Raw genomic sequence first — 23,866 nt, 5'->3', positions numbered from 1 at the left:
TTTTATAAAGAATCTTGAAATTGTACTCTGCAATCGGCTTGTCTTTATAACAAGTTTACTTTCACGTAGTTTCATAGGGTTGGTTTTAATTAGTTTTTTTTTGGCAAATATATATAAATTCTACATGATTACTAGAATTTGAAATATATTTTTTTATTTTTTCACTAATGAGGCTATGGTAATGCCTTGCATTGCTTGTAAAGTTTTATCTCGAATAAGCATTAAGCCGTGTCTTAAGTGGCATTCTGATTCGGTTTTGCAATCTGAGCAAGGTTCATAAAAGTTTAAAGATGCACAAGGCAAAAGCGCAATTGCACCATCAAAAAGACGGTGAATTTCGGCTAGTGTAATATCGTTTTTGGATTTTATAAGGTAATAACCACCGTATTTTCCTTGTTTACTGCTCACAAAATGGCCTCTCTTTAGATCAAGTAAAATTTGTTCTAGAAATTTTTTAGGAATATTGGCACCCTCAGCAATTTCTATAGTTTTAGAAATGTGATTTTCGTCTTGCTCAGCTAGATAAAGTAAAGCTTTAAGGGCGTATTTGGCTTTATGTGATAACATTATTATGAATTATAATTTGCAAATATATTATAAGTTTTTAAACTGTGACTCTTAACTGTAACTGAAAACTAAAAATTACCAACTTCCGCCTGATCCTCCGCCAGAAAATCCACCTCCGCCAAAGCCACCACCGAAACCTCCGCCTCCGCCAGATGATCCTCCGCCAAAACCACCACCACCAAAACCGCCTCCGCCACCTCGACCAAGACTACTTAGGATGATAACGTCGAGTAGGCTAGGGCCCCCACCGCTATTGTTTCCAGAATTTCCTCCGTCACTATTTTTATTTCTTGATATAAGGAATATCACAATAGCTATAATAATAATGAAAGGAAAAATAGGGAAATCTTGTCCTTTGGTTGCTTGTTTTCGGGTTCCTTTATATTTTCCTTTAAAGACGTCAAAAAGTGCATCGGTACCTTTATCAAGTCCTTTGTAATAGCTTCCTGCCTTAAATTCTGGAATAATTATATTTCGGGTTATTTCCCCACCAATACCAGCTGTTAATCTGTCTTCGAGACCATAACCTGGTGAGATCCATATTTTTCTTTCGGCTTTTGCCAATAAAATAAGTACACCGTTATCATCTTTTGCTGTTCCTCCAATTCCCCATTGATGTGCCCATTTTGGAGTTAAAATTCCAATATCTTCACCTTTAAGGCTCTCGATTGTAATTACAACAATTTGGGTAGTAGTAGAATCAGAATAGCGAATAAGTTTTTCTTCCAGTTGTGTTTTTTCCGTAGGGCTTAAAACATTGGCATAATCGTAAACAGAAGTCTGAAATTTTGGTTTTTCAGGAATTGTAAATTGAGCAAAACCTATTTGGGTAAAGAACAGACAAACGATTAATTTTAGAAAAATCGTGGTATTTAGTTTGGGTGTAATCATTATCCTTTAGAGATTTCGTTTGATAATTCGTCGGTATTGTCAGCAGACCAAGGGAAATGTTTTTTCAATTGTTCACCCGCTATCAGGATACCATCGATAAGTCCTTGTTTGAAGTTTTCTTGTTTAAAATGTGATGCAATGGCTTCTTTTGTAGAATCCCAAAAATTAGCATGTACAACATCATTTATTCCTTTGTCTCCGCAAATAACGAACTTATGGTCATCAACGGCAACATATAATAAAACACCATTTTTAAGTTGTGTTTCATTCATTTTTAATTCATGAAAGACTTCCAAAGCTCTGTCATAATGAGCTTTGGAAGTTGAACTTTCTATATGAACTCTAATTTCGCCAGAAGTATTTTTCTCGGCCACACGAATAGCTTCAACAATTGCTTGTTCTTCTTCTTTGGTTAAAAAATCTTCTACTTTTGACATTGAAATTAGTTTTGAGTTAATTTATAATATTAAATCTTTTTAGAATTTTACTTCAACAGGTTTATCAGCACCATCAACAGCAGTGAAATATGCTTTTTCTTTAAATCCAAACATACCAGCAAACAAGCTGTTTGGGAAAGTTTTGATATGACTGTTATAAGGTTTTACTGCCTCATTAAAACGAGTTCTAGCAGTAAGAATTTGATTCTCTGTACTCGCTAATTCGTCTTGTAATTTCAAGAAATTTTCATTCGCTTTTAATGTCGGATATTGTTCAACAGAAACTAATAATCTAGACAAAGATGAAGAAACACCACTTTGAGCTTTGTTGAATTCTGCAAGTTGCTCTGGTGTGATATTAGTAGGGTCTACAGTTACACTTGTTGCTTTTGCACGCGCTTCGATAACTGCTGTTAAAGTTGATTTTTCAAAATCAGCAGCACCTTTTACCGTATTTACTAAGTTTCCGATAAGGTCATTACGTCTTTGGTAAGCAGTTTGTACATCTCCCCAAGATTGTTCAACATTTTGGTTTAAAGTAACTGCTGTATTGTTAATTCCTTTAACCCAGCTGTAAATACCAATGATAACAACTATTCCAATAATCCAAGGCAAAAATCTTTTCATGTTTGTTTAATTTAAGTTTAATAATTTATTGTTACAATTCGTTTTTAATTTCAGTCAATTGTGTTTTTATCGTCTCTAATTTACGTATTATTTCGAATTTATCTAAAGTTTTCTTTTGTCCTTCCTTTAAATGTATTTTGGCGCCTTCTAATGTAAAACCGCGTTCTTTGACCAAATGAAAAATTAATTGTAAGTTTTTCACATCCTCAGGGGTAAACATTCTGTTGCCTTTGGCATTTTTCTTTGGTTTTAGAATGTCAAATTCTCCATCCCAAAACCGTATCAAAGAAGCATTCACATGGAATGCCTTGGCGATTTCGCCAATACTATAATATCGTTTATCGGGTTGTAATTCAATATGCATATTGTCTTTCTAGTTGAATATTTTTTAGATAACTAATTTAAGGATTCTATCAGAACTGAGTACCGACAGAGAATACTTTTTTGTTTATGTTAATCTAATGATTGATTTTCTTGGTTTGCTAATTTTGTAATGGCTACATATTCCACCGCAGAGATGTTTCCGTAATAAAAATTAAGCGGATTCACTACTTTACCATCTTTATGAACTTCATAATGACAATGAGGCCCCTCGGATCTTCCTGTGCTTCCTACATATCCTATTACATCTCCACGTTTTACTCTTTGTCCCGGTCGGCAGTTGTATTTGCTTAAATGGGCATATAAAGTTTCGTAGCCAAAACCATGCCTAATTACGACGTGATTCCCAAAACCAGAGGCATTATTGTCTGCTCTGTCTACTACACCATCTCCAGTGGCATAAACAGGAGTTCCTACTTTGGCTGTAAAGTCCATACCCTCATGCATCTTACGTACTTTGGTAAAAGGATCTGTTCTATATCCAAAACCTGAAGCCATACGTTTTAAATTCTCGTTCTGTACTGGCTGAATGGCAGGAATTGCAGATAATAAATTTTCTTTGGCACCTGCCAGTTTCAAAATCTCATCCAATGACCTCGATTGTATCGCTAATTGTTTAGTGAGTACATCAATTCTTTTTGTGGTATTGATTACTAATTGTGAATTGTTGTAACCTTCTAAAACTTTATATCTTTCGATTCTTGAAAATCCTGCTTTTCGTATAGAATCCGGAATTTCTTTTTTATTAAAATAAACCCTGTATAAATTATTGTCGCGATCCTCAAGACTCTCAACAACAGCATCAATCTGATCCATTTTTTTATTCAAAATCGAATAATTCAACTTTAAATTTTCAATTTCTCGAGCTTGTAATCGGTCTTTTGGAGTTTCGAAATAAGGTGTGTTAAGCAATATTACAAATGCTAAAAAACCAAATAATGCCGATGCCAATAAAAATAGGATAATGAAGCCAAATTTTATTCTCTTTTTCGTTTTTATTTTTCGGTAGGCCAGATTTTCCGAATCGTAATAATATTTTACTTTCGCCATATTTTAAAATACCCTATTTTTGCACACTGTAAAAGTGTTAGTCGAACAAATTTAATAAATGTTTCAGTTGTTCCGCCCTTTTTTCAATAATAAATATAATAATGTGCCCAATCCGGCTATTCGTTTCAAGTTCTCGTTTATAAAACTTTTTTATAATGAGTTAGCAGGAGCTTCCTTCGGTCGCTCTGCCCACTCAATAAAAAATAGATTTATAAATTTCGAAGCTTTTCACTACTATCCGGGGCAAAAAGTTGATTTGGTTAATTGTTTAATCGGTTATTCGATAAAGAACTAAAAACAATTCAACGATTCAACAAATTATAGATTAAACTAACAAAAATGAAATCACAAGACGTACGTAAGCAATTTTTAGACTTTTTTCACAGCAAAGGACATTTAATAGTACCATCTGCTCCAATTGTTCTTAAGGATGATCCAACCCTTATGTTTAATAACTCGGGAATGGCCCAGTTTAAAGAATATTTTTTAGGAAATGGAATACCAAAAAGCCCTAGAATAGCCGATACGCAAAAATGTCTTCGCGTTTCAGGAAAACATAACGATCTAGAAGAAGTAGGTATTGATACCTATCACCATACCATGTTCGAAATGCTTGGGAACTGGTCTTTTGGAGATTACTTTAAGAAAGAAGCAATCAATTGGGCTTGGGAATTATTAACCGAAGTTTATAAAATTGATAAAGACATTCTTTACGTAACCGTTTTTGAAGGAAGCGAAGAAGAAAACGTTCCTTTTGATCAAGAGGCATACGATATCTGGAAAACACTTATTGCCGAAGACAGAATCTTACTTGGAAACAAAAAAGATAATTTCTGGGAAATGGGAGATCAGGGACCATGTGGACCATGTTCTGAAATTCACGTAGATATTCGTTCTGCCGAAGAAAAAGCATTAGTTCCAGGAAAAGACCTTGTAAATAATGATCATCCACATGTGGTAGAAATCTGGAATAATGTATTCATGGAATTCAACCGTAAGGCTGATGGTTCTCTTGAAAAATTACCAGCACAACACGTAGATACCGGAATGGGATTTGAGCGTTTGTGTATGGTTTTGCAAAATGTACAATCGAATTATGATACCGATGTTTTTACACCGATTATCCACGAAATAGAATCGATTACAAAAACAAAATATCACATAAAAGCTACGAACGAAGCCGAGGATAAAGTAAATATTGCTATTCGTGTAATTGCCGATCACGTTCGCGCAGTTGCTTTTGCTATTGCCGACGGACAATTACCATCTAACACTGGAGCGGGTTATGTAATACGTAGAATATTACGTCGTGCTATTCGCTATGGTTTTACATTCTTGGATACCAAAGAGCCTTTTATCTATAAATTGGTTGAAACACTAAGCACACAAATGGGTGGTTCATTTCCGGAAATTAGATCACAAAAAGAACTTTGTGCAAACGTGATCAGAGAAGAAGAAAATTCTTTTTTACGTACACTTGACCAAGGATTGGTATTATTGGATAATATAATTACTAATAGTTCGGGTAAAGTTATTTCGGGTAAAAAAGCATTCGAATTATATGATACGTATGGTTTTCCTATCGACTTAACTGCTTTAATTCTTTCTGAGAAAGGATTAACGTTGGACGAAGGAGATTTTGAATCAGAATTGCAAAAGCAAAAAGAGCGTTCTCGTGCAGCTTCGAAAGTAAAAGCAGGAGATTGGCAAATTTTGATTGATGATGAAGATGAAGAATTTATAGGGTACGATCGTACAGAAGCAATGGTAAAGATTACTCGTTACCGTAAAGTAGAAAGTGCAAAAGATGGAGAAATCTATCAAATTGTATTTAATATGACGCCTTTTTACCCAGAAGGTGGTGGACAAGTAGGAGATAAAGGATATTTTGAAGCTAGTAACGGAGATGTAATTTACATAATCGATACTAAGAAAGAGAATAATGTAATCATACATTTTGCCAAAGAACTTCCGAATAATCTATCGGAGACTTTTAAAGCTTTTGTAGATGTAAGTACAAGAAAAAGCTCGGCTTCAAATCACTCAGCGACACACTTAATGCACCAGGCATTGCGTTCTATTTTAGGAACGCACGTAGAGCAAAAAGGATCATTGGTGAGTCCGAAACATTTAAGATTTGACTTTTCTCATTTCTCTAAAGTTACCGACGAAGAATTGCAACAAGTTGAAGATTTTGTAAATGCAAGAATTCAAGAACAATTACCATTAATAGAAAGACGTAATGTGCCATTTGAACAAGCTGTAGAGGAAGGCGCAATGGCATTGTTTGGTGAAAAATACGGAGATCATGTTCGTGCTATCAAATTTGGGGATAGCATGGAATTATGTGGAGGAATTCACGTAAACAACACAGCCGATATTTGGTATTTCAAGATAGTGAGCGAAGGTGCAGTTGCGTCTGGAATTCGTCGTATCGAAGCAATAACTTCGGGAGCTGTAAAAGAATATTTTGCAAGTCAGGCAGAGAAATTAAAAGAGATCAATGCAGTTTTAAAAAATGCGCAAGATCCTATAAAAGCAGTTGTTTCGTTGCAAGATGAAAATGCTAAACTTAAAAAACAGTTAGAAGCTTTATTAAAAGATAAAGCCAAAAATATGAAAGGAGATTTGGCTAAAGAAATACAAGAAATAAATGGAGTTCAGTTCTTGGCAAAACAAGTAGATTTATCTCCGGAAGGTGCTAAAGATTTGGTTTACGAACTAGGTAACACAGCAACAAATTTATTTGTAGTATTGGCTACAGCCGAAGAAGGAAAGCCAATGTTAACGTGTTATATTTCTAAAGAGTTAGTTGCTGATAAAAAACTAAACGCAGGACAAGTAGTTCGTGAGTTAGGAAAATATATCCAAGGTGGAGGTGGAGGACAACCTTTCTTTGCAACTGCTGGAGGAAAAAATGCCGATGGTATTCCAGAAGCCTTGGTTCGCGCAGTTGATTTTGTGAAGTAAGCATTATTTTCAATCTCGCAAAAACGCAGAGTCGCAAAGTTTTATAAGCTTTGCGACTTTTTTGTTTATGAAAGCTGTATTTTTATAAGTTTATACTTTATTTTTTAAATATGACTGAAAATGAGATTTCAACTACCGTGGTCGATACCTGCTATAAAATATACGTTAAACTTGGTACAGGATTATTAGAATCTGTATATGAAGCAATATTTTGTATCATGAATTAGCAAAAAGAGGATTATCAATAGAAAGACAAAAGCCATTACCTGTATTTTGGGACGGAATTAAATTAGATATTGGATTCAGAGCTGATTTAATAGTTGAAGAAAAAGTAATTTTGGAAATTAAATCAATTCAACAAATTACTGATGTTCACACAAAACAAGTTCTGACTTATTTTAAAATTTAGGCTTACTAATAAATTTTAACGTCCCAATTATTAAACTAGGTATTAAAAGAGTAGTTTCTAATCTCTAGCTTTTTAAACTTAAAAATTTTATTTATAAAAAAAAAACAAAGCAGCAAAGCCATATAAAACTTTGCGACTCTATGTCTTTGCGAAATTATTTCTTTCCTAAATTTAAAGAAAATATATTTTTACTATTACTTACGCTCCCCAATTTGCTGGCGCCACATTGCATAATACAAACCTTTTTCGAGTATTAAATCATCGTGTTTACCTTGCTCAATAATTTTACCTTGTTCTAATACAAATATTTTATCGGCATGCATTACAGTAGATAATCGGTGTGCAATTAAAACAGTAATTCTGTCCTTATCGGATATGTTTCGGATTGTAGTATTTATTTCTTCTTCGGTAATAGAATCTAATGCAGAAGTTGCTTCATCAAAAATCAATAAATTAGGATTTCTTAAAATAGCACGAGCGATAGATAAACGTTGTTTTTCGCCACCAGAAACTTTAATTCCACCCTCACCAATTGTTGTGTTTAAACCGTCTTCGGCACGATGTAATAGTGTCTCGCAACTGGCTCTTTTTAAAGCATCGTATAAATCTTCATCAGTAGCAGATGGTCTCACAAATAGTAAATTCTCGCGAATTGTTCCCGAAAATAATTGAGCATCCTGAGTTACAAATCCCAATTGCTTTCTTAAATCTAATAAATCAATTTCGGTAGAATCAATATTGTTATAAAGTACTTTACCTTCCTGTGGCACATATAATCCGACTAATAGTTTTACCAAAGTTGTTTTTCCAGCTCCGGATGGTCCGACAAAAGCAACAGTTTCACCTTGCTTGATATCGAAATTTATATTCTCTACAGCTTTGAATTTGGCAGTTTTATGCTGGAAACTTACATTCGAAAAAAGTAACGAACGGATAGCACCAACGTGTTTTGGGTTTTTCGGACGGAATTCTTTTGGAGCGCTTAGTAAGGTTTTAAAGTTTTCCATAGAAACTTTGGTTTCGTTAAGTGCAATTATAAAATTACCTAATTCTTGTAAAGGTCCAAAGATGAAAAAAGTAAAAAATACCATAGTAAGTAAATCTCCCACGATGATTTTTTGTCCAAACAAGAAATAATACAGAGTAAAAACTACACAGGTTCTTAAAAAGTGAACCGTAGTACCTTGAATAAAACTTAAACTTCTTATAAAACGTATTTTTTCTAATTCCAGTTGCAGGATTTTAAACGTATTTAAATTCAAGCGTTTCTCTTCTTGATACGTTAACCCAAGACTTTTTACAAGTTCGATATTTCTTAAACTCTCGGTTGTAGAACCAGCCAATGCATTGGTTTGATTTACAATTTTGCGAGAAACAATTTTTATTTTCTTACCCAGATATGAACTTACTAAAGCAATAATTGGAGCAGTAATTAAAAATATTATCGAAATACGATAATCAATACGGGCAACGTAAACGATTACAAATATGAATCCTATAACAGTTTGAAAAATTAAAGAAATAGAAAGTGTAATTAGTTTTTCGGAGTCAGAACGCACTTTTGTCAATTTGCTTAATGTTTCACCACTACGTTGATCTTCGAATTCTGCAAAAGGCAAATCGAGAGATTTTTTAATACCATCAGTATACATTTGAGCGCCAGTTCGCTGGATGACTACATTGGTAAAATAATCCTGAAAATTTTTGGTAATTCTGGAAATCATGGCCGCACCAAGCGAAAGACCTAGCCAGAAAGCTACAGATTTAATAAATCCGATTTCATTTCCTTTGTATTTATACAATCCAACACCGCAATCCTGCATTAATTTACCGGTAATAACAGAGTCGGATAAACTGAAGCAAATGTTTATAGACGCCATAATTAAGGCTAAAAACAATAGCATTTTATGTTTGATTATATAGGAATATAGTAATTTCATATGTGAATTTTAATTAATTGCAGATGCAAAAGTAGTGAATAGATTGACTTTATAAATCTGATTTTAGTTATTAAAAAATCTATTTTTTTGAATAGATAAGCTTATCTTTTAGTTTTTTAAATGAAGTAGATTGGTTTAATTGGTTGTTTTTTAATAGAGTAAAGGCGTAATGATAAACAGAGATAATTGCAGGTAAAAGAGAGTTGTTTGTTGTATTATTAGTTTTGGTTTCTGTTATATTTGCAAAAAAAAACTTAAAATCTATAAATGAAAAAATTACTCTATTTATTTCTAACTTCTCTATTAACGCTAGCTTCTTGTTCATCTGATAATGATAATTCTTCTTCTGTTCCTTCAGAAGATACTTCGATCTTGCCAAAAACTACAACATCTATTTATTCTGAGGGAAATAGGTCAATCTCAACAAATACTTATGAAGGTAACAAGATTTTAAGTGTTACAAGTAAAGATAGGAGAGTAGATTTTATTTACGATGGTGATGTAATTGTAAAAGAAAATCAGTACAATACAGAGAATGGCAAAGATATAAAGGAAGTGGTGACTACTTATACTTATGCAAATGGAAAATTAGCTACGGTTTTGCATGCGTATAATTTTACGATTCATTCTTCGGAGGAAAAATTTGAATTAATTAAAGATATTTATACTTATAATGCAGATGGTAGTATCAATATAGAATCATATTACACTGATGTAAATGGAATAGAAGATAAAGATAGTTTTGGAGCCAAAGTTTTGACTTTTGAAAATGGAAATTTAACTAAAAGTGTGTCGATAAACAGGGAAATAGGAAAAGTAATTAGCTCTGAATTATATGAATATGACACTAAAAGTAATCCTAAAAAATATATTTTAGGGTTTAATTTACGGGTTTATGGTACTACAGCGAGTATTAATAATGTAGTTAAGAGAACTTTTTTTTCAACAGATAATTCTTCAATAGATTATAAAACTAGTTATGAATATAATGCTGATGGATTTCCTATTAAAGTAATTTCTTATAATTCAGATGGAACTGGAGCTGGTGTAATAGAATACACTTATTAACTAAAAACAAATGTTTAAAAAACCAAATACTTCTGTATTTGGTTTTTTTATTGGTGAAAATTGGTGAAATTCGTGTATAAATTAAAAAGATGCAATTCAGAACCCAAATACCGATATCACAAAGCAACAATCCAATTGATTATAATTCCAGAGTATTGTCTTTAGGTTCTTGTTTTGCAGTAAATATGGCGGAGAAGCTAGATTATTTTAAGTTTCAGAATAGTTGTAATCCGTTTGGGATTTTATTTCATCCTCTGGCAATTGAAAAACTAATAAGTTTTGCGGTTTTGCATAAGACATTTACCAAAGAAGATGTGTTTTTTCATAACGAGCGTTGGCACTGTTTTGATAGTCACTCGGATTTGAGTAATCCTAATAAAGAAGATTTAATCAATAATTTAAATGAGATTATTGAAAGATTATATAAACAATTAACCGATTCAACGCATGTTATAATTACCTATGGAACTTCGTGGGTTTATCGAAATATCGAAAGTAGAGAGCTTGTTGCAAATTGCCATAAAGTACCACAAAAGCAATTTACAAAAGAGCTTTTATCAGTTGATACAATCACCGAAAGTATAAAAAGAACCATAGATTTAATTGCTTCAATCAATCCAGCGGCAAAATTCATATTCACTATTTCTCCTGTTCGCCATATAAAAGATGGTTTTGTAGAAAATCAACTTAGTAAATCGCATTTGTTTACCGCAATCCATGCGACTTTTGACTTTCGACTTTCGACTTTGAGCTACTTCCCTTCCTATGAAATCATGATGGATGAACTTCGCGATTATCGTTTTTACGCCGAAGATATGCTACATCCCAACCAAATTGCTATCGATTATATTTGGGAACGATTCAGTGAAAATTATATCTCCAAAGATGGAATTACTACAATGCAAAAGATCTCAGAAATACAAAAGGGACTTTCGCATCGCAGTTTTAATCCAGATTCTGAACAACATCGTATTTTTTTATCAAAACTGGATAATAAAATAAAAACTATAGCAGAAAAATTGCCGCATATAAAGTTTTAAAGACGTTCTTTACTTGTGTTTTTAAGTAAAAATATGCTTACAATATTGTTTGATTCTAGAGTAAGTTTAGATAATTTTGTAAAATGTTGGGGTATATTTTTTACAATTTTGTAAATTGTATATACTTAGTTAAATTTAGTAACTAGATACCGATAATCTAAACCAGTTTTATTAGCCTCATTTTCTTTATATGAACAAGAAACGAATTTCTTTTCTTAAAAAAATACTACGTGTGCTACTTTGGTGCGTAGTAACAATAGTGGCATTATTGTTATTACTTATAATCTTAATTCAGGTTCCAGCAGTCCAAAATTTCGCAAAAGATAAAGCCATCACTTATTTACAAAAGAAGATAAGAACCAAAGTTTCTTTGGATCGGATAGCAATTAGTTTTCCTAAAGAAATTGTGTTGGAAGGATTTTATTTTGAAGATCAAAAGAAAGATACTTTGCTTAGCGGAAAAAGATTGGAGGTTGATATTGACTTATTTAAAATAATAAATAATGAAGTAGAAATAAACTCGATTTCTCTTGAAAATGCCACTGCAAATATTTCACGAAACAAAGATGGAGTTTTTAATTTTGATTATATAATAGCAGCATTTGCTTCCAAAGAATCTAAACCTGCGGATCCCAATAGTAAACCTTATAAAATATCGGTTGTAAAAATCAATTTGGATAAAATCAATTTTAACTTTAAAGATGATTTATCTAAGAATGATATTCGAGTTAAACTAGCTAATTTTCAAACAGAATTTAAAAAATTCGATTTGGATAAAATGGATTTTGATATTCCGAATATAGATCTAAAAGGATTGAAATTAGTTTTAAATCAGGATTTGGTAGAGAAAATCGCCGAAGTGTCTGTAAATGCCGTAGATACAGTGTCGAAAAGATCAGATTTTAATTTAAAACTGAATAAAATCAACTTGTCTAAAATTGATATTTCTTATGACAATAAAGATTCTAAACTAGCTTCAGGATTAGTTTTGGATAAATTACAATTGAAGGTTAATAAATTAGATTTAAACAAGCAAATGCTGGATTTTGATTCTTTTGAATTAAAAAACCTAAAAGGGAATTTGCAATTAGGGATAAAAGATAAGCAGCTTAAAACTCCCAATCTTGATACTACAGCTATAAAACAAGCAGGGTGGAAATTAAAACTTAAATCTGCCGATATACAAAACGTTGCTTTTAAATATGATGATATGCAATCGAAACCTGGTAAAAAAGGAGTCGATTATGGGCATCTTGATTTAGATAATTTTAATCTGAAAGCCGAAAAGATCTATTATGCGAATGATACAATTTTGGGAAGTATAAAATCATTTGCAGTAAATGAGAAAAGCGGACTTAAAATTCAGGAATTTAAAACAGATTTCTTTTACGGACCTAAAAATGCTTATTTAAACGATTTGTATTTAAAAACGCCACAAACTTTATTGCAAAAGAATATTAAAATTGGATATCCATCAATTGCAGCCGTTACAAAGAATATTGATAATCTAACTTTGGATGCCAATTTAAATCAGGCAAAAGTTGGATTTAAAGACATATTACTTTTCGTTCCTGATTTACAAAATACCAATCCTTTTAAGAGTAATCCTAATGCGGTTTTATCTATAAACGCAAGAGTGAATGGGAAAATAAAAGATTTGATAATTTCTCAGTTTGAAATCAGTGGAATCGGAACCACAAAAGTTTCGGTTTCGGGGAAAATTACAGGATTACCAGATGCACAAAAAGCGTATTATGATTTGGATATAAGAAACTTTGTGAGTTCATCCAAAGATGTAATTTCATTTGTACCAGCAGGAACAATTCCCAAAAACATTCAATTGCCTTCTCAATTTAATTTAAAAGGAAAATTTAAAGGTTCAGTTAGTAATTTCAAAACTAATCTGGCGCTAAATGGTAGCTTCGGAAATGCCAAAATCGATGCTTTATTTGATCAGCGAATTAAGAAATCCGAAAAATATGATGCTACAATTTCCTTCTCAGATTTTGATTTAGGTAAACTAATAAAAAATGATTCAATAGGAAGAATTACGCTTAAAGCAAAAGTACAAGGGAAAGGACTGGATCCCCAAACAGCACAGGCACATTTGGACGGAATTGTACAAAAAGCTGTATTTAATAAATATACATACCATGATTTAACTTTGAATGGAGAGATTGCAAAAGGTGCATTTTCGGTAAAATCTGGAATAAAAGACCCAAATTTAAATTTTGGACTAGTCGCCAATGGAAGATTTGATGATAAATATCCAGCGGTGAAACTAAAATTAAATCTTGATATTGCCGACCTCGAAAAATTAAATCTTCATGCGGGACCGATGAAACTTCGTGGTAATGTCGATGCTGATATTGCCAATAGTAATCCTGATTTTTTAAACGGAAAAGTTTTCATGTCGAATATTCAGGTTTTAAAAGAGGCGCAGCCAATTGTTTTAGATTCTATTAAAATTTTGGCTTTTGCAGATAATGAAAAAAATAATATCAAGATAATATCTCAGTTCCTGAAAGTCGAATTAGATGGTAAATATAAATTGACAACATTACCGGCAGCATTAAAGAAATCGCTATCTAAATATATGGATTTGCAAGTTCCTAAAACCAAAGGAGATTCAGATGAGCAGCGATTAACTTTTAATTTGTCTATAGATAGTGATCCATTACTTTTTCAGCTTGTTCCTGATCTTAAAGGATTGGAACCTATTAAAATTACAGGAAAATATAATAATGTGGTAGATTCTTTGGAGATAAAAGGAACTATTCCGAAGCTTATTTATGCAGGAAATACAATTTCTGATGGTAAGATAAATATAGAAGCAAAAGATACGGCATTAGAATATCAAGTTTCTGCGTCCCCGTTACAAAGCGGAGATTTTAAAATTCCTTATGTTGGAGTATCAGGTAAAATTGAGAATAATGTACTGGAGTATGCTTTGCAAGTAAAAGATAAAGAACAAAAAGAACAGTATTTCATTAAAGGAGAATTGCTTCATGAGAATAATAAAAACACAATAAAATTTGATTCTGATAATTTTGTATTGAATTACGATAAATGGAATTTAGATCCGGAAAACTGTGTTGAATTTGGAGATAAAAGACTTTATATTGATAAATTTTATTTAGAGAATTCAGGGAATCAACTAAAAGTTCAATCTCAAAATGAAGGAAAGAATGCGCCATTACAAGTTGATTTTGTGAATTTCAAGATTGAGACAATTTTGAATATGGTTAAAACAGACGAATTATTGATGCAAGGGTTGATTAATGGATCTGCTTTGGTCGAAAATGTCATGACGAAACCCACTTTTACCTCAGATTTAAAAATAGAAGATTTTGCTTTTAAAGGGGAGCCTATTGGGAATATTAGTATAAAAGTAGATAATAAAACGGATAATGTATTAGCAGCCAATGTTACACTAAGCGAGCAAGGGAATGATGTGAATCTTATCGGTAATTATAAAATAGATGATAGTACTTTTGATTTTGATATAAATCTTAATCATTTAAATATTAAAAGTATTCAAGGTTTTAGCATGGGTAATATTACTGATGGAGCTGGTTTCTTATCGGGTAAATTTAAAATTACAGGAAATACAAATGCACCGAAACTTAATGGAGAGTTAGATTTTAATGATACAGCTTTTAAGATTACAAAGTTTAATTCTATTTTTAAAATTGGCAACGAAAAAATCAAGTTTGAAGATGAAGCGATTGTCTTTGATAATTTCTCTGTTTACGATGAGAATAAGAATGAACTATTTGTAAATGGAAGTATCAATTCAAAAAATTTCAGAGATTTTGGTTTTGCTTTAACAGTAAAAGCAGATAAGTTTAGAGCGATTCATTCTACCGAAGTCGATAATGATTTATTTTATGGAGATTTATCATTAGATGCAAATTTAACTATTAAAGGAACGTTGAATAATCCTGTTGTTGGAGGAAATATCAAGATCAATGAGGATACTAAATTTACTGTTGTTATGCCGCAATCCGATCCTTCGATTGCCGATAGAGAAGGAATTGTAGAGTTTGTAAATGAGGATAATTTGCTAAAGACACAAACTGCAGCAATGGAAAGTAAATTAAATCAGTCTCGATTGATTGGTATGGATGTAAGTGTTGCTATTTCGATAGATAAAAAAGCAGAACTTACTTTGGTAATCGATAAAGGTAACGGAGATTACCTAAGATTATTAGGAGAAGCAGATCTTATTGGTGGAATTGATCCTTCGGGGAAAACTACACTTACAGGGAAATATGAGTTTAGCGAAGGGGCTTATGAGATGAGTTTTAATATGATAAAACGAAAATTTGATATTCAAAAAGGTAGTTATATTGTATGGAATGGAGAGCCGACAATGGCAAATTTAAATTTAACTGCAATTTATAAAGTAAATACGGCTCCGATAGATTTATTAGGGAATCAACTAGGTACTCAGTCTGCAACGGTTAGAAATACGTACAAACAAAAAATTCCATTTCAAGCTTTATTAAAGATGAACGGAGAACTTATGAAACCCGAAATTTCATTTGATATTGTTCTTCCAGATGGTAACTATGATGTCTCATCGGATATTGTAACAACATCTCAGGCAAAACTGGAGCAGTTAAGGCAAGATCCTGGAGAACTAAACAAACAAGTTTTTGCATTATTACTCTTAAACCGATTTGTGGGCGAGAATCCTTTTGCTAGCGAAAGTGGTGGTATGAGTGCCGAATCGATGGCAAGACAAAGTGTTAGTAAGATATTATCGGATCAATTAAATAATCTTGCGGGAGATTTAATAAGTGGTGTACAATTGGAATTTGATTTGCAATCGACAGAAGATTATACTTCGGGATCAAAAGAGAACAGAACCGATTTGAATGTAGGTCTTTCGAAAAAATTACTTGATGATAGATTAAAAGTTACAATAGGAAGTAGTTTTGGACTAGAAGGGCAAGAGCGCAACAATGAGCAGGATACTAATATTGCAGGGGATGTTGCTATAGATTATCAGCTTACAAAAGATGGGCGATATATGGTAAGAGCATATCGAAAAAATCAATATCAGGTTGCTGTAGAAGGTCAGGTTGTCGAAACAGGAGTTGCATTTATTATTACAATGAATTATAATAAATTCCGAGAACTGTTTCATCGTAGCCAGGAAGAAAAAGAACTCATTAAAAAAGAAAAAATACGTAAAGAAAAAATCGAGCAGAAAAAGAAAGACGAGAAAAAGCAAGAAGAATTAGATAATGAGCAAGAGCAAAAAACATAGAAATATGAAAATCAACTATCTTAAAAATTTTATAGTGCTCTCCTTGTTTTTTACTTTCGGATGTAGCAACACTAAATATCTGCCAAAAGGAGAATTATTATATACAGGAGGTTCGGTTAAAGTGGAGGATTCTATTCTTAAAAAGAAAGAAAGAAAAAATCTTGAGGCCGAACTAGAGGCGTTGTTACGTCCCAGACCTAACAAACAATTTTTAGGATTGCGTCCCAAATTATGGATATATAATGTAGCAGGAGTTCCTAAGAAAAATAAAGGAATCAGAAATTGGCTTAGAACCAAAGTCGGGGAAGCTCCAGTATTTTATAGTAAGGTAGATTTAGATTATAATTCGGCAGTATTAAGAAATGTTATCGAAAATAGAGGTTATTTTAAAGTAAAGGTTAGTGCCGATTCTACAGCAAAAGACAAGAGAGCAACTGCAGAATATACAGTTTTTACTAAGCGACAGTATAAAATAAAAAGTGTTACGTTTCCTGATGATTCTTCGGCTATAGCCAAAGAAATAGCCAAAACAAGTCGTAGATCATTATTAAAAGTAGGTAAACCCTACGATTTGGATGTTATAAAATCGGAGAGAGATCGTATTGACTCCCGATTAAAAGAAAAGGGATATTATTATTTTAATCCCGATTATATCTTGGCGCAGGTCGATAGTACCAAAGGAGATTATGAAGTAAGTATTAAATTAAAAATAAAAGACGAAACTCCGGCCAAAGCCAAAATTGCTTATACAATTAATGATATTGTCGTGTATCCTAATTTCTCAATTTTAAAAGACAGCGTTGTTTATAAAAAAGAAAATGTAGTAAAATATAAAGATTTTACGATAATCGATTCTACAAATACATTTAGACCAAGAGTATTTGATAGAGCTTTATATTTTAAAAAAGGGGATTTTTATAATCGGACACATCATAATCTTTCCCTGAATCGCTTTGTGAATTTAGGAACTTTCAATTTCGTTAAAAACGAATTTAAAGAATCAGATAGTGTTAAGAATGCTTTAGATGCTTATTATTATCTTACGTTGTTGCCTAAGAAATTTATACGAGTTGAGGTTTTAGGAAAAACAAATTCGGCTAGTTATACAGGTTCAGAGGTAAATGTGAATTGGAATAATCGAAACCTGCTTAGAGGTGCCGAGTTGTTTACGGTATCTATATTTGGAGGCGCCGATTTTCAAATTTCAGGTCAGAATAAAGGAAATAACATTTATAAAGTAGGAGGGGAAGCAAGCCTAACATGGCCAAGATTAATTACTCCATTTAATTTTCAAGGTTCCAGTGAATTTGTTCCCAAAACAAAAGCTACTTTGGGATATGAATATCAAAACCGAATTAACCTTTATGCGCTAAATTCTTTTAAAGGATCTTTTGGTTATATATGGAAAGAAAATATCCGTAAAGAACATCAATTGGATATTTTAGAAGTTAATTATGTGAGTCCAAATAACGTTACACCTTATTATAAGCAAGAAGCCCTGAGCGATCCATCATTATCCAAGGTACTGGAAAAGCAATTGATTTTTGGACCTACGTATTCGTATACTTATACCAATACAATGCAAAAAAGGAAAAAGAATACATTCTATTTTAATGGAGAACTGGATTTAGCAGGAAATATAACTGGTTTGGTTACTGGAGCCAATGCCAAAAAAATGGATACCATAAAGATATTCAATGTGCCTTTTAGTCAATATGTGAAGATAAAGACCGATTTTAGGCATTATTTAAAGCTAGGGAAAGAAAGTCAATTGGCAAGCCGACTTGTTCTTGGAGCGGGTATCGCATACGGGAATTCAACATCATTGCCTTCCATAAAGCAATTTGTAGTGGGTGGAACCAATAGTATTCGTGCCTTTAGAGCTCGATCCATTGGTCCGGGTACTTATAAAGATAGAGATACGACAACTACATTTTTGCCGGATCAATCGGGAGATTTAAAATTAGAATTTAGCACAGAATATAGAGCTAAACTTTTTAGTATCGTAAGAGGAGCATTGTTTATTGATGCTGGAAATATTTGGCTTTTAAATGCCGATCCAAATAAACCAGGGGCAGAAATCAGTAAAGACTTCTTGAAAGAAATTGCTGTTGGTGCCGGAGCAGGTTTGCGTTTTGATTTATCTTTTTTAGTGTTAAGAACCGATTTAGCATTCCCGTTAAGAATACCTTATTTGCCACAAGGGCAACGATGGGTAATAGATGATATTAATTTTGGAAGCGGTTCCTGGAGAAAGGATAATCTGGTACTTAATATTGCAATAGGATATCCTTTTTAGGTGTACTTAAAAGTAGTTTTTTATCATAAATGAATTAAAACAGCATCGTGCTATTAACATCTATACCTTTAAGTAATTGCACATTTGTTTTTAATAAATTTGATAAAAGCAATTTTTTTGATTTGTCCTTTTTACCGCTTATATCTCGAATGATTCTGTAAATATATCGTTTGGTGATATACTTAATTTTTCTGTGAGTTTTCATAATTAAGGGAGTTATAATTTGTTATCTAAAGTTACAAAAAATATTTTTTGAATCCATCAAGTTAAGCTAAGAAGTTTGTTGTCTTTAAGTTATTATATAATTATTAAAAATAATGAATTATATTTATCGTTGTTATATTTATTTAACGCTGTTAAAAAATTATAATTCAATTAACAATTGAGAATTTTAAGACTTAAAATTAATGGCTAATTTTGTAAAAAGATAAAATCCAATGAACAATAATATACCCATTTCTTTACTAGAATTAGCATTCATTACTCAGGATAGTAATGCTGCAGAAACTTTTGAAAAAACAAAAGAACTTGCACAACTGGCAGATAGTTTAGGTTATAATCGATTCTGGCTGGCCGAACATCATAATATGGCTCACGTAGCAAGTACAGCAACCGTTATTTTAATTGGATATGTTGCAAGTCAAACCCAAAATATTCGTGTGGGATCAGGAGGAATAATGCTTCCAAATCATTCGCCACTTATAATTGCAGAGCAATTTGGAACTTTGGCAACACTTTACCCTAATAGAATTGATTTGGGATTGGGGAGAGCACCAGGTACAGATTCTCTAACTGCGCAAGCTATTCGCGAAGATTTTTATGCGCAATCACAGCAATTTCCAAGAAATGTACAGGTAATTCATGATTATTTTTCACCAGATAATGCTTCCGCAAAAGTACGTGCTTTTCCTGCCGAAGGGACAGATGTGCCCGTTTGGATATTAGGCTCAAGTATGGATAGTGCCTCTCTTGCTGCTGCCAAAGGATTACCATATGCATTTGCTGGACATTTTGCACCAAGAATGATGTTACAGGCATTCGAGTTTTATCGGGAGAATTTTATTCCTTCAAAATATCTAAAAAGTCCAAAAACAATGGCATGCGTAAATGCTATTGGAGCAGATACTAATGAAGAGGCCGAAGTTTTATCGACTACTTTATATCAGATGTTTCTAGGTTTAATACGTAACAATAGGAAACCAATGCAACCACCACTGGCAACATTAGAAGGATTAATGAGTGAAGAAGAGAAGTTTCATGTAGATCAAATGACAGCTTGTACTTTTACAGGAAGTAAAGAGAAATTAGAAAAAGATTTAAAACAGTTCATAGATCATTCTCGTATAGATGAATTGATGATTACAAGTCCAATTTTTGATCATCAGGATAAGATGAAAAGTTTGAAAATTCTTAAAGAAGTTATAGATAACATAAATAAAGGGTAGTGATGTTTTCTAAAAAAATCACTAAATTGGCTTAATAATAGACATCACTAAAATAGAATTATGCTGAAAAGAGTTTTAATCGGAATCGTAATCATAGTCGGAATTGTTCTTGCATTTAGATATTGTGAATTCAAGAAAAATGATGCATCGACTTTGGATTACAATACCAATTTGATACAGCAACAAATTGTAAATGTTGGAAAACTAGTAGTTACCGAAGGTCATTTCTCTGAAGTAGTGACCTATAAAAACTCAAATAAGTATTTGCTAGACATGATTTCTTTCGAAAAGAAAGCATTAATTATAGTGAATGCAAATGTTACAGTTGCCTACGATTTGCATAAAATGAAATATGAAATTGACGAAAAAAATAAAGTCATAAAAATTATATCGATTCCAAAAGAAGAAATTACAATCAATCCCGATATTCAATATTATAATGTTGAGCAAAGTCAGTTAAATGCGTTTACAGGAGATGATTATAATAAAATAAACAAATCGGTAAAAGAGAGTTTGGCTAAGAAAATAGAGAAATCTTCGCTTAAAGCAAATGCACAAAACCGACTGATTAGCGAATTGTCTAAGATTCTAATCCTGACAAATACTATGGGTTGGAAACTACAATATGATGGTAAAACAATTCAAAACGAAACTGAGCTTAGTAACGATTTGAAGTTGTAAAAATCTAGGTGTAAAGGTTCAAAGTAGCAAAGGCACAAAGTTTTTCTCTCAATCTTGTCATGCTGAGCGGAGTCGAAGTACCGCAATCTTGTCTTTCCGAGGAACGAGGAATCTCCACAAGAAACTAACACAAAGTATTTCTCCGTTGTAGAGCTACTCGTGGAGATTCCTCGTTCCTCGGAAAGACAAGTTTATAAATAAAAGTCTCTTTTTAACACTTTTCCTTATCAAAAATTAAATCTAAACCTCCAGCAATTAAATGCGCAACTTTAGGTCTTTTTGATTTTAAGTTTTCAAGATGGGCCAATACTTCTTGTAGTAATTGAGGTTGATTACTGTTCTTTAAAAGTTCAGTAATTTCTACAGATAATAACCAATCATTAGTATGATTAGCTTTTATTTTCTCAAATACAGAAGTCAGTAATGTTTCGTGAGAATTGGTTTCTCTGATGGTTCTAACCTGTTGGTATAATTCTTCAAGCTCATCACGTTCTTTAGAATGTTTGGCTTTGATAGTTTTTGTCTTCGGAATAGAATCTATTAGATCAAAACTATTTACATCGGCTGGACCAGAAAATGCCGAAACTACTTTCTTGCCAATTGCCATGTCATAATTCCCCCATTCAGGTTTAAACAAAATAGTATTTCCGTGAGTTACGGTACAGTTTTTAAAACTGATTAAAATAATTTCGCCATGTAAATTTCTAGAACCGGTAATGATTTCTCCTTCTACAATAATACCACCTTCAAATTCTAGTTTGACATTTTCATTTTCGACAATTTTGTAAGCATACAAATCCATCGGACTCATGTCTTCAATAGCAAGATTAAAGCCTTTTAATTTTCCGATAGGACTACCAAAACCTTCAGGATGTGTTAGCGTTCCGTGACCAACTAATTCTTTTTCGCGGTAAGATAATGCTGTTTTTCCTGTTGTTTGTATATAAATAGGCTTTCCATCAGCTTCAATAACATTGGTAAAAACACCAGAAATTTGTAAACCTGTGCTTAGTTCTATTGTGCCTAAAGCATTCGAATTTATTAATTTCTCAATTCCCGAGATACCTCCTGTACGTAAAGCCATTTTATTAGCAAATTCTTCAAGAATAAGACTTAAATGGGCAAAAGTAGGCGTAACATATAGTTGAGGTTGCAATTTTGTAATATCAAAACTCTGGTTTGCAGCCGAGATATCGTAAGGGATTTTAATCACGTTATCCGTCATACACCAAGCGCTTTCTCCGATTGATGATAATAAACCAGCTCCATAAATTTTAGGATTTTCGATTGTGCCAATTAAGCCATATTCAACAGTCCACCAATGTAAGTTTCTTATTTGTGCCATTTCAGACAATTCGCCCATATTGTTTTGCAAATCTTCAACTGCTTTTTCGGCTTGATCGATATCGGCTTGTGGAGTTCCTTCGGCTTCTTTTAAAATCGAAAGCAATCTTATCGCTTCATACATTTGGTAATCTTTGTGCGAAGAAATGGCTTTGCAACCAATCTCACCAAAACGACGTAAGTATTCGGCATATTCAGGATTAGCAATAATAGGAGCGTGACCGGCACCTTCGTGAATAATATCGGGTGCGGGAGTATATTCAATATGTTCTAGCTGACGAATATCCGAAGCAATTACCAAGACATTGTAAGCTTGGAATTCCATAAATGCATTTGGCGGAATGAAACCGTCAACTGCTACAGCAGCCCAACCAATTTCGGTTAAAATTCGGTTCATGCCATACATACTTGGAATATTATTGATTTCGATTCCAGTTTTCTTTAATCCATCTAGATATGAATGGTGAGCAACTTTAGATAAATAGTCAACATTCTTACGCATTACATATCTCCAAACCGCTTGATTAATTGGCGTATAATCGCTATAATCTTGTGGTTTAATAAATTGCTTTAAGTGTTTAGGCAACCTGTCCAATAATGGATTTGTTTCAATAGTTGGGTTCATTTCGAAATCGTTGTAGTTCTTCTGCGAAATTACGAATTTATCAAGCTATTTTTAGCTTTATTAGTAATTTTTTGCATTATCATTTTGATAAGAAATTTGAAACTTACTTTAGTTTTTTAAATTCTTTGTCAAAATCAGAAATGATTTTTTGAGTTTTGTAAGGTTTTTTTTAGATCTTAGTTCAGGTTTATGAATTAATTTCATTTGTAAACTATAGATTACAACTATTTATAATTTCTTTTCTAAATTCCTAAAATATTCAATTTTGTAATTAAACATATAGGCCATATTAGCTGCACGAACTTTGGCTTCTTCAGCAACAATTCCTTTAAAAAGACTATCAACAGTTTCTGTGAAAATTTCCATCCATCTGTCAAAATGTGATTGATCAACAGGTAAATGTTTGTGTGGAGGAAATGGGCTTCCTGAATAAGTGTGTTGTTCTAATAAAATGGTTTGCCAGAATTTATACATTTTTTCCAGATGTTCCGGCCATCTTTTCTGAATCTTCTCATTGAAAATGACTCCAATGTAAGTGTCTTTCTGTACTTTATCGTAAAAGGTGTTTACTAATAATTTTATGTCTTCTATAGTAGTTATATCGTGAATTGCCATGTTTTTATATAAAAAAATTATATGCAAAAATACGATATAATATAGTGTTTAACCATTTTGACTAGTTAAATGAATCTAAAAATTTGTACGAATAAAGCTGTAATTCTGTTTTAAAGAGATTTAGCTGTTTGATGAGTAAATAGTTATTTCATTTGTATGTTTATGAAAGGTTTTAAAAGCTTATAATTAATGCTTTTTT

At 32.4% G+C, this 23,866-nt stretch carries 18 protein-coding genes; 9 read left to right on the top strand and 9 right to left on the bottom strand.

The genetic code is table 11. The features are described from left to right. Positions 1 to 153: 153 nt before the first annotated feature. The 6 genes from OIU83_RS02995 to OIU83_RS02970 form a co-directional block, all read right to left on the bottom strand. A complete protein-coding gene (locus OIU83_RS02995; protein WP_264204788.1) occupies positions 154 to 567 on the bottom strand; it encodes an RrF2 family transcriptional regulator in 414 nt (137 codons plus the stop codon). A 75-nt stretch (positions 568 to 642) separates the two neighbouring features. Continuing rightward, positions 643 to 1,458 carry a TPM domain-containing protein gene (locus tag OIU83_RS02990; protein ID WP_264204787.1) on the bottom strand — a complete coding sequence of 272 codons (816 nt, stop codon included), beginning with the start codon at positions 1,456 to 1,458 and terminating at the stop codon, positions 643 to 645. Then, positions 1,458 to 1,895 carry a TPM domain-containing protein gene (locus OIU83_RS02985; protein ID WP_264204786.1) on the bottom strand — a complete coding sequence of 146 codons (438 nt, stop codon included), beginning with the start codon at positions 1,893 to 1,895 and terminating at the stop codon, positions 1,458 to 1,460. The genes OIU83_RS02990 and OIU83_RS02985 overlap by 1 nt, the downstream gene beginning before the upstream one ends. A 39-nt stretch (positions 1,896 to 1,934) precedes the next feature. Continuing rightward, positions 1,935 to 2,522 carry a LemA family protein gene (locus tag OIU83_RS02980; RefSeq protein ID WP_264204785.1) on the bottom strand — a complete coding sequence of 196 codons (588 nt, stop codon included), beginning with the start codon at positions 2,520 to 2,522 and terminating at the stop codon, positions 1,935 to 1,937. Positions 2,523 to 2,553: 31 nt separating this feature from the next. Further along, a complete protein-coding gene (locus OIU83_RS02975; protein WP_035619327.1) occupies positions 2,554 to 2,886 on the bottom strand; it encodes a MerR family transcriptional regulator in 333 nt (110 codons plus the stop codon). An 89-nt stretch (positions 2,887 to 2,975) separates the two neighbouring features. Continuing rightward, entirely contained in the window at positions 2,976 to 3,953 is a 978-nt protein-coding gene (locus tag OIU83_RS02970; protein ID WP_264204784.1) for a M23 family metallopeptidase, read from the bottom strand. Positions 3,954 to 4,292: 339 nt separating this feature from the next. Between OIU83_RS02970 and alaS the strand changes: the two genes are divergently transcribed. The 3 genes from alaS to OIU83_RS23545 all read left to right on the top strand — a co-directional run bounded on the left by alaS (position 4,293) and on the right by OIU83_RS23545 (position 7,332). Continuing rightward, positions 4,293 to 6,923, top strand: coding sequence for an alanine--tRNA ligase (gene alaS, locus OIU83_RS02965; RefSeq protein ID WP_264204783.1), 2,631 nt, complete (start codon positions 4,293 to 4,295; stop codon positions 6,921 to 6,923). A gap of 110 nt (positions 6,924 to 7,033) precedes the next feature. Continuing rightward, on the top strand, positions 7,034 to 7,150 hold the full coding sequence (locus OIU83_RS23550) for a GxxExxY protein (protein WP_319005343.1): 117 nt from the start codon (positions 7,034 to 7,036) through the stop codon (positions 7,148 to 7,150). Beyond that, positions 7,135 to 7,332 (top strand): GxxExxY protein, encoded by a 198-nt coding sequence (locus OIU83_RS23545; protein ID WP_319005342.1) that lies wholly within the window; start codon positions 7,135 to 7,137, stop codon positions 7,330 to 7,332. The genes OIU83_RS23550 and OIU83_RS23545 overlap by 16 nt, the downstream gene beginning before the upstream one ends. A 194-nt stretch (positions 7,333 to 7,526) precedes the next feature. Here OIU83_RS23545 and OIU83_RS02955 read toward each other — a convergent pair whose 3' ends face one another. Beyond that, the gene (locus OIU83_RS02955; protein ID WP_264204782.1) at positions 7,527 to 9,272 is read right to left on the bottom strand and encodes an ABC transporter ATP-binding protein; all 1,746 of its coding nucleotides are present in this window, start codon (positions 9,270 to 9,272) and stop codon (positions 7,527 to 7,529) included. A 267-nt stretch (positions 9,273 to 9,539) separates the two neighbouring features. Between OIU83_RS02955 and OIU83_RS02950 the strand changes: the two genes are divergently transcribed. The 6 genes from OIU83_RS02950 (at position 9,540) to OIU83_RS02925 (ending at position 21,083) form a co-directional block, all read left to right on the top strand. Beyond that, complete coding sequence (locus tag OIU83_RS02950) at positions 9,540 to 10,340, top strand: hypothetical protein (protein WP_264204781.1); 801 nt, start codon at positions 9,540 to 9,542, stop codon at positions 10,338 to 10,340. Between the two features lie 89 nt (positions 10,341 to 10,429). Then, positions 10,430 to 11,380 (top strand): GSCFA domain-containing protein, encoded by a 951-nt coding sequence (locus tag OIU83_RS02945; protein WP_264204780.1) that lies wholly within the window; start codon positions 10,430 to 10,432, stop codon positions 11,378 to 11,380. A gap of 190 nt (positions 11,381 to 11,570) precedes the next feature. Next, positions 11,571 to 16,658 (top strand): translocation/assembly module TamB domain-containing protein, encoded by a 5,088-nt coding sequence (locus tag OIU83_RS02940; RefSeq protein WP_264204779.1) that lies wholly within the window; start codon positions 11,571 to 11,573, stop codon positions 16,656 to 16,658. A 4-nt stretch (positions 16,659 to 16,662) separates the two neighbouring features. Further along, positions 16,663 to 18,957 (top strand): translocation and assembly module lipoprotein TamL, encoded by a 2,295-nt coding sequence (tamL, locus tag OIU83_RS02935; RefSeq protein WP_264204778.1) that lies wholly within the window; start codon positions 16,663 to 16,665, stop codon positions 18,955 to 18,957. A gap of 437 nt (positions 18,958 to 19,394) precedes the next feature. Further along, positions 19,395 to 20,402: an LLM class flavin-dependent oxidoreductase gene (locus OIU83_RS02930; RefSeq protein WP_264204777.1), complete on the top strand. Its 1,008-nt coding sequence runs from the start codon at positions 19,395 to 19,397 to the stop codon at positions 20,400 to 20,402. Positions 20,403 to 20,462: 60 nt separating this feature from the next. Continuing rightward, positions 20,463 to 21,083: a DUF4230 domain-containing protein gene (locus OIU83_RS02925; protein ID WP_264204776.1), complete on the top strand. Its 621-nt coding sequence runs from the start codon at positions 20,463 to 20,465 to the stop codon at positions 21,081 to 21,083. Positions 21,084 to 21,294: 211 nt separating this feature from the next. On the opposite strand, the gene OIU83_RS02920 is transcribed toward OIU83_RS02925, so the two are convergent. Then, complete coding sequence (locus OIU83_RS02920; protein WP_264204775.1) at positions 21,295 to 23,052, bottom strand: aromatic amino acid hydroxylase; 1,758 nt, start codon at positions 23,050 to 23,052, stop codon at positions 21,295 to 21,297. Between the two features lie 228 nt (positions 23,053 to 23,280). Further along, complete coding sequence (locus OIU83_RS02915) at positions 23,281 to 23,667, bottom strand: group III truncated hemoglobin (protein ID WP_264204774.1); 387 nt, start codon at positions 23,665 to 23,667, stop codon at positions 23,281 to 23,283. Positions 23,668 to 23,866: the final 199 nt, after the last annotated feature.

Source organism: Flavobacterium shii, assembly GCF_025847235.1.
In the GTDB taxonomy this organism is placed as follows: domain Bacteria; phylum Bacteroidota; class Bacteroidia; order Flavobacteriales; family Flavobacteriaceae; genus Flavobacterium; species Flavobacterium shii.
Note: the sequence above shows the minus strand (reverse complement) of the source record. Positions and strands in the feature narration are given on the sequence as shown.

What these genes read in the sequence shown, in the direction of transcription:
- tamL (WP_264204778.1), top strand. Translation starts at nt 16,663, where the DNA reads ATGAAAATCAACTATCTTAAAAATTTTATAGTGCTCTCCTTGTTTTTT.
- OIU83_RS02990 (WP_264204787.1), bottom strand. Translation starts at nt 1,458, where the DNA reads ATGATTACACCCAAACTAAATACCACGATTTTTCTAAAATTAATCGTT.
- OIU83_RS02940 (WP_264204779.1), top strand. Translation starts at nt 11,571, where the DNA reads ATGAACAAGAAACGAATTTCTTTTCTTAAAAAAATACTACGTGTGCTA.
- OIU83_RS02995 (WP_264204788.1), bottom strand. Translation starts at nt 567, where the DNA reads ATGTTATCACATAAAGCCAAATACGCCCTTAAAGCTTTACTTTATCTA.
- OIU83_RS02985 (WP_264204786.1), bottom strand. Translation starts at nt 1,895, where the DNA reads ATGTCAAAAGTAGAAGATTTTTTAACCAAAGAAGAAGAACAAGCAATT.
- OIU83_RS02950 (WP_264204781.1), top strand. Translation starts at nt 9,540, where the DNA reads ATGAAAAAATTACTCTATTTATTTCTAACTTCTCTATTAACGCTAGCT.
- OIU83_RS02955 (WP_264204782.1), bottom strand. Translation starts at nt 9,272, where the DNA reads ATGAAATTACTATATTCCTATATAATCAAACATAAAATGCTATTGTTT.
- alaS (WP_264204783.1), top strand. Translation starts at nt 4,293, where the DNA reads ATGAAATCACAAGACGTACGTAAGCAATTTTTAGACTTTTTTCACAGC.
- OIU83_RS02975 (WP_035619327.1), bottom strand. Translation starts at nt 2,886, where the DNA reads ATGCATATTGAATTACAACCCGATAAACGATATTATAGTATTGGCGAA.
- OIU83_RS02915 (WP_264204774.1), bottom strand. Translation starts at nt 23,667, where the DNA reads ATGGCAATTCACGATATAACTACTATAGAAGACATAAAATTATTAGTA.
- OIU83_RS02980 (WP_264204785.1), bottom strand. Translation starts at nt 2,522, where the DNA reads ATGAAAAGATTTTTGCCTTGGATTATTGGAATAGTTGTTATCATTGGT.
- OIU83_RS02920 (WP_264204775.1), bottom strand. Translation starts at nt 23,052, where the DNA reads ATGAACCCAACTATTGAAACAAATCCATTATTGGACAGGTTGCCTAAA.
- OIU83_RS02970 (WP_264204784.1), bottom strand. Translation starts at nt 3,953, where the DNA reads ATGGCGAAAGTAAAATATTATTACGATTCGGAAAATCTGGCCTACCGA.
- OIU83_RS02945 (WP_264204780.1), top strand. Translation starts at nt 10,430, where the DNA reads ATGCAATTCAGAACCCAAATACCGATATCACAAAGCAACAATCCAATT.
- OIU83_RS02925 (WP_264204776.1), top strand. Translation starts at nt 20,463, where the DNA reads ATGCTGAAAAGAGTTTTAATCGGAATCGTAATCATAGTCGGAATTGTT.
- OIU83_RS02930 (WP_264204777.1), top strand. Translation starts at nt 19,395, where the DNA reads ATGAACAATAATATACCCATTTCTTTACTAGAATTAGCATTCATTACT.
- OIU83_RS23550 (WP_319005343.1), top strand. Translation starts at nt 7,034, where the DNA reads ATGACTGAAAATGAGATTTCAACTACCGTGGTCGATACCTGCTATAAA.